Annotated in this window: 9 protein-coding genes and 1 pseudogene; 3 read left to right on the top strand and 7 right to left on the bottom strand. The window is 66.8% G+C overall.

The features are described from left to right. Positions 1 to 358: 358 nt before the first annotated feature. A complete protein-coding gene (locus GTK09_RS12285; RefSeq protein WP_163463444.1) occupies positions 359 to 919 on the bottom strand; it encodes an HNH endonuclease in 561 nt (186 codons plus the stop codon). A 93-nt stretch (positions 920 to 1012) separates the two neighbouring features. Further along, positions 1013 to 1755: pseudogene (locus GTK09_RS12280) on the bottom strand (DNA-3-methyladenine glycosylase family protein). Between the two features lie 187 nt (positions 1756 to 1942). On the opposite strand from GTK09_RS12280, the gene gluQRS reads away from it, so the two are divergent. Continuing rightward, positions 1943 to 2890 (top strand): tRNA glutamyl-Q(34) synthetase GluQRS, encoded by a 948-nt coding sequence (gene gluQRS, locus GTK09_RS12275; RefSeq protein WP_163463443.1) that lies wholly within the window; start codon positions 1943 to 1945, stop codon positions 2888 to 2890. Here the strand turns inward: gluQRS and GTK09_RS12270 are convergent. Both GTK09_RS12270 and glgX read right to left on the bottom strand, forming a co-directional pair. After that, the gene (locus GTK09_RS12270) at positions 2859 to 3824 is read right to left on the bottom strand and encodes an AEC family transporter (protein WP_163463442.1); all 966 of its coding nucleotides are present in this window, start codon (positions 3822 to 3824) and stop codon (positions 2859 to 2861) included. The two genes, gluQRS and GTK09_RS12270, sit on opposite strands and share 32 nt — an antisense overlap. Positions 3825 to 4052: 228 nt before the next feature. Further along, positions 4053 to 6104, bottom strand: coding sequence for a glycogen debranching protein GlgX (gene glgX, locus GTK09_RS12265; RefSeq protein WP_163463441.1), 2052 nt, complete (start codon positions 6102 to 6104; stop codon positions 4053 to 4055). A 345-nt stretch (positions 6105 to 6449) separates the two neighbouring features. Here glgX and GTK09_RS12260 point away from each other — a divergent pair, with 345 nt between their 5' ends. After that, positions 6450 to 7202 (top strand): SDR family oxidoreductase, encoded by a 753-nt coding sequence (locus GTK09_RS12260; RefSeq protein WP_163463440.1) that lies wholly within the window; start codon positions 6450 to 6452, stop codon positions 7200 to 7202. Positions 7203 to 7629: 427 nt separating this feature from the next. Continuing rightward, on the top strand, positions 7630 to 7836 hold the full coding sequence (locus GTK09_RS12255; protein ID WP_163463439.1) for a hypothetical protein: 207 nt from the start codon (positions 7630 to 7632) through the stop codon (positions 7834 to 7836). A 114-nt stretch (positions 7837 to 7950) separates the two neighbouring features. Here the strand turns inward: GTK09_RS12255 and GTK09_RS12250 are convergent, their stop codons facing one another. From GTK09_RS12250 to glgC, 3 genes are read right to left on the bottom strand one after another with little or no spacing between them, the layout of a single operon-like run. After that, the gene (locus tag GTK09_RS12250; RefSeq protein WP_163463438.1) at positions 7951 to 9579 is read right to left on the bottom strand and encodes an alpha-D-glucose phosphate-specific phosphoglucomutase; all 1629 of its coding nucleotides are present in this window, start codon (positions 9577 to 9579) and stop codon (positions 7951 to 7953) included. A 3-nt stretch (positions 9580 to 9582) separates the two neighbouring features. Further along, positions 9583 to 11028 carry a glycogen synthase GlgA gene (glgA, locus tag GTK09_RS12245; RefSeq protein WP_163463437.1) on the bottom strand — a complete coding sequence of 482 codons (1446 nt, stop codon included), beginning with the start codon at positions 11026 to 11028 and terminating at the stop codon, positions 9583 to 9585. A gap of 6 nt (positions 11029 to 11034) precedes the next feature. Further along, entirely contained in the window at positions 11035 to 12306 is a 1272-nt protein-coding gene (gene glgC / locus GTK09_RS12240; protein WP_163463436.1) for a glucose-1-phosphate adenylyltransferase, read from the bottom strand. Positions 12307 to 12439: the final 133 nt, after the last annotated feature.

Raw genomic sequence — 12439 nt, 5'->3', positions numbered from 1 at the left:
ACTCAGGCGATGATGCGCAACCTTGGTGGCCGCATCACGCGGCCCTGCGGACTTCCTTGATGGTGACGGTCCCATGGTTCGGTCCTCCTTCCCAAAAATAGCATGGAAAGAAGATTAAGAGGACACGTCAGCATTTCAGTGGGAGCTGCTTCACCAATATCACTTGTCCGACCCGGAGACGTGGTCTGGCTTCTTCAGGTCGTCCGTGAAGATGCTCATGGCGACGGGTGCGGCGGACGGGCGTGCCAGCATCCTGCACTCGGTGTCTGGCTGCGTCCGCTAGGCAGGGCAGATCCGCTGCGGATTGGCGAATACCATTGCGGAGCGTGTCCCGGCGTCGCTTGACGCGAGTGGTCGGTCACTCCGGATCGAGTTCGGAATCCCAGTAGAGATAGTCGAGCCAGCTCTCGTGCAGATAGTTCGGCGGGAACAGTCGGCCGTTGTTGTGCAGGTCGTGGACCGTTGGCTGGTAGGGTGTCTGGTGCGGGATCATGCCGGCCGCCTTCGGCATCAGACCGCCCTTCTTCAGATTGCAGGGCGAGCAGGCGGCGACGACGTTTTCCCATGTCGTCAGGCCGCCCTTCGAGCGCGGCACGACGTGGTCGAAGGTCAGCTCGTGCGGCGAGCCGCAGTACTGGCACTGGAATCGGTCGCGGAGAAAGACGTTGAAGCGGGTGAAGGCGGGGTTGCGGGCGGGCTTGACGTAACTCTTCAGGCAGACGACGGAGGGCAGGCGCATCGAGAAGGTCGGACTTCGGACCGCCCGGTCGTATTCGGCGAGGATCGTCACCCGATCCAGGAACACCGCCTTGATGGCGTCCTGCCAGGACCAGAGCGAGAGCGGATAATAGCTCAGCGGCCGGAAATCCGCGTTCAGGACGAGGGCTGGGGATAAGTCCGGACTTACCGCAATCGTCACCGCATTCTCCTTAGGCACACGCCATCATCGGTTATCTGCGTCGGTGGGGACTATCGTGCTCCATCATGTCGCCTTTGTGAAGCCTGAGACCAGTCATGACAGGGACTTGGGCGAAACTCGGCGGGAGCGTGAGGGAACCCGCGGCGCCTTGGCCTTGGGTTCCAACGGTGCCGCCGGTTTTGCCGCCTCCTGTGCCGGCACGACCTCCCGCCTGTGGATGGCTGCATAATAGGCCCAGAACAGCCGCGCGGCGACGGAGCGATGCGGCCGCCAGGCCCCGGCGATCTCGCCGAGTCGTTTGGCGGTCGGCCGGCTCTCGTGGTCGAGCGCATGGGCGACTGCCGCCTGCAGGGCGAGGTCGCCCGCGGGGAAGACGTCCGGGTGGCCGGCGCAGAACAACAGCCAACATTCGGCCGTCCAGACGCCGATGCCGCGGACGGCGACGAGCTCGGCGACTGCCTTCTCCGCTTCCGCCGTTTCGCAGCGGGACAGATCGAGGCGGCCTTCGGCGACGGCGGCCGCGACGGCGCGCAGCGTCTGCTGCTTGGGGCGCGACAGGCCGACCGCGCGCAGCGTCGCGTCGTCGGCGGCGAGGATCGCCTGCGGATCGGAGAGATCGACGGCGGCCTCGAGGCGGCCTCGAGGCGGCCGAAGATCGCGTCGGCGCTCGCCTTCGACACCTGCTGGGCGACGACGATGGCGAGAAGCCCCTCGAGACCCGAGCGAGACCGCCGCAGCGGCACCGACCCCGCCGCCTCGACGATGCCCGACAGCCGGCCGTCCGCCGCCGTCAGCGCGGCCAGGGCCTCGGCGATGTCGGCTTCGGTCCGGATCATGACTTCCCAGCTTTCGTCATCTTCCCCACGCATTCCGGTTCTAGCACGTCGCTCTCCGGACATCGCGACGCGCCACGGCAGGATCCGCTCTTCCGTCTGAACGTTCTTGAAAAACAAAAGCATCATGGGCGCATCGGGCGTCGGCGGCGCCGACGATCCCGCCGTCCGTGGAAGGGAATTGCCGACCATGTTCCCCAGTGATTCGGTCTTGCGCTTCGCCCCCAGCCCGAACGGCGAGCTGCATCTCGGCCATGCCTATTCGGCCCTCATCAATCACGCGATGGCGCGCGCGCTCGGCGGGACGTTCCTGCTGCGCCACGAGGATATCGACACGGCCCGCTGTACCCCGGCCTTCGAGCGCCAGGTGGAGGAGGACCTCGCCTTTCTCGGCCTGAGCTGGGACGAGCAACCCCGCCGCCAGTCCGAGCACATGCACGACTATGCCGCGGCGCTGGAGGCGCTGGCGGCGGAGGACCTGGTCTATCCGGCCTTCATGTCCCGCGGCGAGATCAAGGCGCATGTCGAGCGCTTCGAGGAAGAGGAGGGGAGGGCATGGCCGCGCGATCCCGATGGCGCGCCGCTCTATCCCGGGCTCGACCGCCATGCCTCGACGAAGGAGCGGGAGAAGCGGATGAGCGAGGGAGCGCGCTTCGCCTGGCGGCTCGACGTCGAGCGGGCGATCGAGATGGTCCCGGCCCTGACCTGGGAGGAGCATGGCGCCTCGCCGATCGGCGAAAGCGGCACCATCGTCGCCCGGCCGCTCGAATGGGGCGACGTCGTCCTCGGGCGGATGGACATCCCGACCAGCTACCAGCTTTCGGTGGTCGTCGACGACGCGATCCAGGGTGTCACCGACGTGGTGCGGGGGCGAGACCTGTTCTACGCCACCAGCATCCAGCGGCTCCTGCAGGCGCTGCTCGGCCTTCCCCAGCCGCGTTATCACCACCACGAGCTGATCCTGGGCGCGGACGGGCGAAAGCTGTCGAAGAGCGCCCGCGACACCTCGCTACGGTCGCTGCGCGAGGCGGGGCTGACGGCGGAAGACATCCGCCGGATGGTCGGCCTGCCCGGGCGACCAGGCGGACTCGGCGAAGCCGCTGCCGTCAGGCCCCGAGGATCCTCAGCCAGACGCTGAGCGTGACGACCGAGGCGACGGTGGAGATCAGGATCGTCGTCGCCGCGAGCTTTTCGCCGGCCTTGAAATAGCTGGCGAAGAGATAGGCGTTGATGCCGGCGGGCGCTGCGGCGGTGAGCACCGCTCCCTTCAACCACAACGCCGGCAGGCCGGCCTCGCGGGCGATGAGCCAGACGACGAGCGGCATGACGATCAGCGACAGCCCGGTGATGAGTGAGGCCGCCAGCAGATCGCCGCGCAGCCCGTAGCGCGTCAGCGACATGCCGAGCGAGAACAGCGCCAGCCCGCCCGCCGTGCCGCCGAGAAGCCGCGTCACCTCGTCGAGCGGCCCTTCGAGCGGCAGGCTCAAGATGCGCCAGCAAAGGCCGATGGCGATGCCGACGACGATCGGGTTGGTGACGAGGTTGACCGCCATGCGCCGCGCCATTCGGCCGAGCGGCACGGGCACCCGGGCGAGATCGGCGCCGCCGATGGCGTCGAGGGCCGCGGCCCGCTCGACGAGCAGGGTCGAGGCGATCATCATCACCGGCAGATGGATCGAGATGATGATCAACAGCGGTTCGAGGCCGGCGTCGCCATAGGCCCGCTGCAGCATCGGGATGGCGACGAAGACGGTGTTGGCGAAGCTTGCCGTGATGCCGGCAATGACGCCCGTTCGATGGTCAGCGCCGAGGAACTTGCGCACGACGAGGGTGCCGAGCGTCCAGGCGAGGGCGACGCCGCCGAAGTAGCTCAGCCAGAGAAACACCGGATTGGCGCTGCCGAAGCTCATCGTCGCCAGCGTCCGGAACAAGAGCACCGGAACGGCGACGACGAAGACGAAACGCGCCAGGCTCTCGCCGACCGCTTCCGACAACAGCCCGAAGCGCGCCGCGGCATAGCCGAGGGCGATCAGGCTGAAGATCGGAACGATGACGTCGAGGATGGTCTGCATGGGCTGGCGAGAGCGGGCGGCAGGCGCCCGTCGACCTTTATGGGCAGGAGGCGGTCGGGTTCGGAATGACAGGCCGTCGGGGTGCCGGCCCGAGCCCCGGGCGGGGCTGCGGCGTGAGGCTTCCTGCTACGATGGGCGGGCGCGGCGGGCAAGGGGTTTTGCGCGCCGCGGCACGAGGGCGGGTGATGATCGCTTCGTCGTCGACGAAGCCACTGGCGCTCCGCCGTCTCAGCCGGCCCGTTCCTCGACGAGCACGAAGACCGAGCGCGCCGTCACCCCCAGCTTCTGGCCGTCCGGCAAGGCACCGGTCGATGCCGCCGGATCGTCGGAGCGAAGGATTAGCCGAAAGTCATGGCCGGGGCGCGGCTGCGGCAGCACCGCCTCGACGGTCAGATGGCCGGCATTGAGGTAGACGATCGCCCGTTCGCTTTCCTCCTCCTCAGCGCGGCGCGGAGCGTAGACGCCCATGCCGAGGAAATGCCGCTCGCGGTCGCGCCAGTCGGCCTCCTCCATCGCTGCGCCGGCCTCGCTCAGCCAGACGACGTCCTCCACCTCGCCATCCTCGACGATCCCGCCGGTGAGGAACCGGTCGGCCGACAGCGCTGGATGGTCGCGCCGTAGCGTCGCCAGGCGGGCGACGAAGGCGGCGAGAGCGGTGTCGGCGTTCTGCCAGTCGAGCCAGAGGATCTCGTTGTCCTGGCAATAGGCGTTGTTGTTGCCGCGCTGGCTGCGGCCGATCTCGTCGCCGGCGACGATCATCAGGCTGCCGCGCGAAACGAAGAGCGTCGCCAGCAGCGCCCGGACGTCGCGGCGACGCGCCTCGATCACCCCGGCGTCGTCGCTCGGCCCCTCGGTGCCGTGGTTCCAGCTGAAGTTCTCGCCGTGGCCGTCGCGGTTGTCCTCGCCGTTGGCCTCGTTGTGCTTGCCGGCATAGGCGGTGAGATCGGCGAGCGCGAAGCCGTCATGGGGGGCGATCATGTTGACGCCGATCGAGGGGCGGCGGCCATGGCCGCCGAAAATGTCCGCCGACCCCGCAAGACGCGTCGCGAGATCGCCGGCGACCTCCTCGTCGCCGCGCCAGAACCTGCGGACGTCGTCGCGGAACCGGTCCTGCCACTCGAAGAAGGGCGGCGGGAAGTTCCCGACCTGATAGCCGCCGGGGCCGATGTCCCAGGATTCGGCGACGTGGATGCGGTCTTTCAGCACCGGGTCCGTCGCGATCGCCGTCAGGAGCGGCGCGTCCGGCGAAAAGCCGGCGTCGCTGCGCCCGAGCACCGGCGCGAGATCGTAGCGGAAGCCGTCGATCCCCATGGTTTCGACGAAATGGCGCAGCGTATCGACGAAGAGTCTCGCCACCGCCGGCCGGTCGCAGGCGAAGGTATTGCCGGTGCCGGTGTCGTTCACCAGCGAGCCGTCCGGAGCGTGGCGATAGTAGAGGGCGTTGTCGAGCCCGCGATAGGAGATCGTCGGCCCTTCCACCGGGCCCTCGCCGGAGTGGTTGAGGACGACGTCGAGAAGGACGCGGATGCCGCGTTGGTGGAATGCCTCGACCACGCGGCGCATGTCGGAAAGGCCACCCGGCGCCAGCCGCGGATCGAGCGCCATGTGGGTGATGGGGTTGTAGCCCCAGGCATTGGTGAGGCCCAGTTCGGTCAGATGCCGCTCGTCGATCCAGGCCGCACAGGGCATCAGCTCGACGGTGTCGACGCCGAGACCGGCGACGTGGTCGAGGAGCGCCGGCTCGGCGAGGGCGAGGAGAGTCCCGCGAAGAGTGTCCGGCACGCCCGGATGGCGCTGGGAAAAGCCACGGACGTGAAGTTCGTAGGTAAAGCCCGGCGTCGAAAAGGGCAGGGGCCCGGCGTCGCGCTTGAGATCGATGACGATCGCGCGCGGCACCCACGGGGCCGTATCGAGCCGCTGCGCCGGCGGCGCGATCAGCGCCGGGTGGTAGACGAAGGGCCGGTCGAGCCGGACGGCATAGGGGTCGACCAGGAGCTTCGACGAATCGAAACGATGGTGCCGCGCCGGATCGAACGGCCCATGGGCGCGTAACCCGTAGCGCGTGCCGGGCTGCAAGTCCGGCACGAAGCCGAAGCGCACGCCCTCCTGCTCGCCGGGAAGGGGAAGGCGCTGGACCTCCTTGGTGCCGGTGTCGTCGAACAGGCAAAGCTCGACGCGGTCGGCATTGTGGGAGGTGACGGCAAAGCTGACGCCGCGCTTCTTCGGTGTCGCGCCGAGCCGCTTCGGCAGCCCGCGCTCGGAGGTGATCTGAAAGGTCATGGGGCGAGGTTAGCGACTTCGCCGCCGCGATGCCATCGGGGCGGGGGCCGTTGCGCATATGACAGTGCTTGCCGCTTCCCGGGCGACCCGGTCGCGATTTTGAAACAGGGTACTATGACTCTGTTTCAACAACGCGAGTCCGAAGGACCGGGATGAGTGCAAAGTCGACCGTCGGCATTTGCGAAGAGCGAAGGTGAAACGGACAGTCCACCGCATTCCCCGCTCGCGCTGTTCGGCAGCCTCATCGTTCGCGGGTTCTCGGGTTCGCTGATGCGCCGGAAAACGGGTGGGTGGGCGAGGCAGCCGCGTTTAATTGATGCGCTCCTTTCCTTCAGGAGTGCTGCCATGACACTGTTATCGAATAAAGTCGCCATCATCACCGGAGCCAGTTCCGGCATCGGCCGGGCGACCGCCAAGCTTTTTGCGGAAGAGGGCGCCCGTCTTGTCATCTGCGCACGACGAGCCGGACCTCTCGATCAACTCGCAGCCGAAATCCGGGATGAAGGCGGAGACGTGGTGGTCGTCGCTGGCGATGTCGCACATGAGCAAACGCATGAAGCCTGCGTCATCGCGGCCGAAAGCACGTACGGCTCGGTGGACATCGCCTTCAACAATGCCGGAACCGTTGGCATGGTGCGCCCGCTTGCCGAGCTGGCGTCGAGCGAGTGGGAGAATGTCCTTCAGACCAACCTCACGGCGGCCTTTCTGGGAGCGAAGGCGCAGGTGCCTGCCATGCTGAAACGTGGCGCCGGATCGTTGATCTTCACTGGCAGCTTCGTCGGCAATAGCGTCGGCCTGCCGGGAATGGCGGCCTACGGGGCGGCGAAGGCCGGCCTCATGGGTTTGGTCAAAGGGTTGACCGCCGATTACGGCGCGCAAGGCATTCGGGCCAATGCGCTTCTGCCGGGCGGCACGGCAACCGCCATGGCGGGGAACGCCGAGCAACGTGAATGGGCAGCAGGCCTTCACGCCATGAAGCGGATTGCGCAGCCGGAGGAAATCGCTCGCGCCGCCTTGTTCCTAGCCAGTGACATGTCGAGCTTCGTGACAGGCTCAGCCCTTTGGGCTGATGGCGGGAATGCCGCTGTAAAGATGTAAGCAGACGAGGCCTCCCACTTCTCTGACGGACGGAGAAGCGGGAGGCGTCCCCACAACCAGATGAATGGTGGTGGGTGCCTTCGAAGCTGCCGATCGTCGCGTCGTTGATTCTGAAACGGAATGAGCAATTCTGATTCGCCGGCCGGCCGTCGACCTGCGTGGCGGACGATCCCGCGGCCACTTGATGCGTCTACGGCAGTAATCACGCCGCGTGCCAATCGAGGAACTCCGAGCGATCTATGGCGCAGTGGTGATCGCTACCGATCGATCGGCGAGCGGTCCTGCCGGTCTTCGGCGTTCCGCTATCGAGGTGGGTTTGCAGAAGGCCTCACTGTGACGGGCGACACAGCGGCCCTGCGGGACAATCGGTAACGTCTGGTCATCGGCAGGCCAGACGGGCCGCCGGCAATCAGAGGGAAGCCGACCCGTGTTTAACAAATCCATCCTGCCGACCATCGCCTTTATCACGGCCGCTGCGATCACCCCCACCGGCGCCTCGGCCGCCATGGCCACCGCTCTGTCCACGGTTTCGGCCGCCACCGCCGCCGGCGAGCCGTCGATCGGCAGTCGCGTCTTCAACAATGGCGGCCGGCAGCAGAACCGGCGCGTCGAGATCGTCATCGCCAAGCCGTAGAGGTCTATCATCGGACCGCCGCGGGCTTTGGATATCTTCCATCGCCACGCCCGGTTCGCCGGAAGCCTTCGGGCAACAGCACCGGGGCACCGAAGCAACGAGGCCGGCGCTACCTTACGTCACCACGTCCGGTTGGCTCCGGCCGGTGCGCTTCTTGATCTCGCCGATGACGTCCGCCGTGTCGATCAACTCCTTCAGCGCCTCTTCGGGCGGCAGCGCGTGTTTCGCCGGATCGGATTCGAAGCGCTCGATATAGACGCGCAGGGTGGCGCCGCTGGTGCCGGTGCCCGACAGGCGATAGACGATGCGCGAGCCGCCGGAGAAGATGATGCGCACGCCCTGGCTGGTCGCCACCGAGCCGTCGATCGGGTCCTTATAGGAGAAGTCGTCGGCCTCCGAGACGACGAGGGTGCCGAAGCGCTGGCCGGCCATCGAGGCGAGGCGGTCGCGCAAAGACTCCATCAGCCCGTTGGCGGCCTTGGCGTCGATCTCTTCGTAGTCGTGGCGCTGGTAGAAGTTGCGGCCGAATTCGGCCCAGTGCTTCTGAAGGATCTCGGCGACGCTCTCGCGCCGCTCGGCGAGGATGTTCAGCCACAGGAGCACGGCCCAGACGCCGTCCTTTTCGCGCACGTGATCCGAGCCCGTGCCGGCTGATTCCTCGCCGCAGATCGTCACCTTGCCGGCGTCGAGGAGATTGCCGAAGAACTTCCAGCCGGTCGGCGTCTCGTAGATGCCGATGCCGCGCTTCTGGGCCACCCGGTCCGCCGCCTGGCTGGTCGGCATGGAGCGGGCGATGCCGGCGATGCCCTTGGCATAGGCCGGGGCGAGAGGGGCATTGGCGGCCAGGACGGCAAGGGAATCCGACGGCGAGACGACGACGCCCTTGCCGACGATCAGGTTCCGGTCGCCGTCGCCGTCCGAGGCGGCGCCGAAATCCGGGCCGTCCTCGGCCATCAGATGGGCAATGAGGTCGGCGGCGTGGACGGCATTGGGGTCGGGATGGCCGCCGCCGAAATCTTCCATCGGAATGTTGTTGACGACGCTGCCCGCCGGCGCGCCGAGCCGGTTTTCCAGAATCTCGGTGGCATAGGGCCCGGTGACGGCATGCATCGCGTCGAAGCGGAGGCCGAAGCCCGACGCGATCAGGTCGCGGATCTTGGAAAAATCGAACAGCTCTTCCATCAGCTCGGCATAGTCGGCGACGGGGTCGATCACCTCCACCACCATGTCGCCGAGCGTCGTCTCGCCGAGCTTCGAAATGTCCGGCGCCGTGGAGGCGAACACCCGGTAGCGGCTGATCGTCTTCGTCTTCTCGAAGATCTTTGCCGTCACGCTTTCCGGCGCCGGGCCGCCGTTCGCGCCGTTGTACTTGATGCCGAAGTCGCCGTCCGGGCCGCCGGGATTGTGGCTGGCCGACAGGATGATGCCGCCCGAGGCGCCGCGCTTGCGGATGAGGTTGGAGGCGGCCGGCGTCGACAGGATGCCGTTCTGGCCGACGACGACCCGGCCGTAGCCGTTGCCCGCCGCCATTCGGATCGCCATCAGGATCACTTCGCGATTGTAGAACCGGCCGTCGCCGCCGAGGACGAGGGTCTCGCCGCCGTCGAGCGGCAGGGCGTCGAAGATCGACTGGATGAAGTTCGCCGCATAGTTCGGCTGCTGGAAATGCGGGACCTTCTTGCGGAGCCCCGAAGTGCCCGGCTTCTGATCGTCGTATGGCGTCGTGGCGATCGTCTCGATCATCGTCTACTCTTTCATCAGATCGCGGTAGAGGCCCGCATAGATCCGCGCGCTCTTTTCCCAGGAAACGTCGGACTTCATAGCCGCGGCTTGCATGTTTCGCCAGACGCCGGCGTCCTCGTAGAGTTCGAGCGTCCGGTCGACGGCCGCAAGCAGCGATGCCTCGTCCGGTGGCGAGAAGATGACGCCGGTCGCAGCGCCCGCGGCGACCGCCGCATGGTTCGCGTCGACGACCGTGTCGGCGAGGCCGCCGACCTTGGCGACGACCGGGATGCAGCCATAGCGCAGCCCGTAGAGCTGGGTCAGGCCGCAGGGCTCGAAGCGCGAGGGAACGAGGATCGCGTCGGCGCCCGCCTGCACCCGGTGCGACAGCGGCTCGTCATAGCCGATCCTGACCCCCACCCGGTCCGGATGGCGGGAATGAGCCGCCTGGAAGGCACCTTCGATCATCGCCTCGCCCGAGCCGACGACGACGAGGCGAATGCCGCGCGAGACGATCTCCGAGCAGATCCCGGCGACGAGATCGAGGCCCTTCTGCCAGGTCAGCCGGCTGACCACGGCGAAGATCGGGCCATCCTCACGCCTGAGGCCGAACTCGCCCTCGATCGCCCGCTTGTCGTGGATTCTTGGCCGTATGTCGGTGGCCGAATAATTGGCGGCGATCGCCGGATCTGTCTCGGGGTTCCAGAAGGTCGTGTCGATGCCGTTGACGATGCCGACAAAGCGCGAGCCGCGCCCGCGCAATAGGCCGTCGAGCCCCATGCCGCCGCCGTCGGTGACGATTTCCTTAGCATAGGTCGGACTGACGGTGGTGACGACATCGCAGGCGTGCAGGCCGCCCTTCAGGAAGCCGACATTGCCGTAATACTCGACCCCCTCGATCGACCAGGTGGCGGTCGGAAGGTCGAGTTCGGGAAAGACCTGCGAGGGATAGTTACCCTGGAACGCGAGGTTGTGGATCGTCAGCACGGTCCGCGGGCGAGGGCGGTTCGAGGCGGCGAGATAGACCGGCGTCAGCGCCGCCTGCCAGTCGTGGGCGTGGACGATGTCGGGTCGATAGCCGGCGATCGCCCCTTGGGCGATGCGCGCGCCGGCCTTGGAAAGCGCCGCGAAGCGCCTCCAGTTGTCGGAAAAGTCATGACCGCCGCTGTCGGAATACGGGCCACCGAGGCGGTCGTACAATTGCGGACAGTCGAGGACGAAGAGTTTCAGGCCGGCAAGTTCGCAGGCGAGAATCCGCGCCTCGCAGCCGAGCACGGGGGCGAGCTGGAAGGCCTCCACCTCAGCCTTCGCCCGCGCGATCTCCTGCATCACGACGGGATAGCCCGGCAGCATGGTGACGACGTCGCAGCCATGGGCGGCGAGGGCGCCGGGCAGCGCACCCGCGACGTCGGCCAGGCCGCCGGTCTTGATCAGCGGAAAGACTTCCGAGGCAATCGAGAGAATGCGCATCTGTGGTCAGTAGCTCAGCCGGTCGATCATCGGCTTGGTAACAAGGCAGATCCCCGATTCGGTGCGGCGAAAGCGCTTGGCATCCAGCTCGGGATCTTCGCCGATCACCAGCCCGTCGGGAATGACGACACCGCGGTCGATGACGGCGTTCTTGACCCGCGCGCTGCGGCCGATGTGGCTGTGCGGCAGAGCGATGGCATGGTCGAGCTGGGAATAGGAATGGACCCGGACGCCGGTGAAGACCAGCGAACGATTGAGCGAACCGCCGGAGATGATGCAGTCGCCGGAGACCAGCGAGGAGATCGCCGTGCCGCGCCGTCCGTCCTCGTCATGGACGAATTTCGCCGGCGGATTGATCTCGGCATAGGTCCAGATCGGCCAGTCGCGGTCGTAGATGTCGAGCGGCGGCACGATGTCGGTGAGGTCGATATTGGCCTGCCAGTAGGCGTCGACCGTGCCGACGTCGCGCCAATAGGCCTCGTTGTCGGGCTCCATCGCCGAGCGCACCACCGAGCGGTTGAAGCGGTGGGCGACTGCTTTGCCATGCCGGACGATGTGCGGGATGATGTCCTTGCCGAAATCGCGCTGCGAGTTGGGATCGGAGGCGTCCCGGCGCAGCTGGTCCATCAGGAAGTTCGTCTCGAAGACATAGATGCCCATCGAGGCCAGCGCGACGTCGGGTCGCCCCGGGATCGCCGGCGGATCCTTCGGCTTTTCGACGAACTCGGTGATCTCGTAGTTCTCGTCGACATGCATGACGCCGAAGCCGACCGCCTCCATGCGCGGCACTTCGAGGCAGCCCACCGTCACGTCCGCACCCGAGTCGACATGCTGCTGGAGCATGATCTCGTAGTCCATCTTGTAAATGTGGTCGCCGGCGAGGACGACGATGTGCTTCGGCGCGTAGGACTCGATGATGTCGATGTTCTGGTAGACCGCGTCGGCCGTGCCGGCATACCACTGATCCTCCGAGACGCGCTGGCTGGCGGGGAGAATGTCGAAACTCTCGTTGCGGCCGGGCCTCAGGAAGTTCCAGCCGTTCTGAAGATGCCGGATGAGGCTGTGGGCCTTGTACTGGGTGGCGACGCCGATGCGGCGGATGCCGGAATTGATCGCATTCGACAGAGCGAAGTCGATGATCCGGGTCTTGCCGCCGAAATAGACGGCGGGCTTGGCGCGGCTGTCCGTCAGTTCGAGCAGCCGGCTCCCGCGCCCGCCCGCCAGGACATAGGCCATGGCGTCGCGAGCCAGGGGTGCGAACGGTCGTGAATCTGCCATTGTCCCTCCCTCGATGGCGAATTGCGCGCTCTCGCCGCGCTTCTTTTTGCTACCGCCTGCCCGAAACGGCCGGCGGGCGCCTTCGCCTCGTCAACTCAGAGTGAAGATAGGGCGGCGAGAGTCAAGGAGCATG

It is taken from the genome of Jiella pacifica (genome assembly GCF_010500815.1).
Lineage (GTDB): Bacteria > Pseudomonadota > Alphaproteobacteria > Rhizobiales > Rhizobiaceae > Jiella > Jiella pacifica.
This window is presented reverse-complemented; position numbering and strand designations above follow the sequence as displayed.

Excerpts from the sequence above, each read along its gene's own strand:
- glgA (WP_163463437.1), bottom strand. The coding sequence starts at position 11,028 with ATGCGCATTCTCTCGATTGCCTCGGAAGTCTTTCCGCTGATCAAGACC.
- glgX (WP_163463441.1), bottom strand. The coding sequence starts at position 6,104 with ATGACCTTTCAGATCACCTCCGAGCGCGGGCTGCCGAAGCGGCTCGGC.
- glgC (WP_163463436.1), bottom strand. The coding sequence starts at position 12,306 with ATGGCAGATTCACGACCGTTCGCACCCCTGGCTCGCGACGCCATGGCC.
- GTK09_RS12270 (WP_163463442.1), bottom strand. The coding sequence starts at position 3,824 with ATGCAGACCATCCTCGACGTCATCGTTCCGATCTTCAGCCTGATCGCC.
- GTK09_RS12260 (WP_163463440.1), top strand. The coding sequence starts at position 6,450 with ATGACACTGTTATCGAATAAAGTCGCCATCATCACCGGAGCCAGTTCC.
- gluQRS (WP_163463443.1), top strand. The coding sequence starts at position 1,943 with ATGTTCCCCAGTGATTCGGTCTTGCGCTTCGCCCCCAGCCCGAACGGC.
- GTK09_RS12250 (WP_163463438.1), bottom strand. The coding sequence starts at position 9,579 with ATGATCGAGACGATCGCCACGACGCCATACGACGATCAGAAGCCGGGC.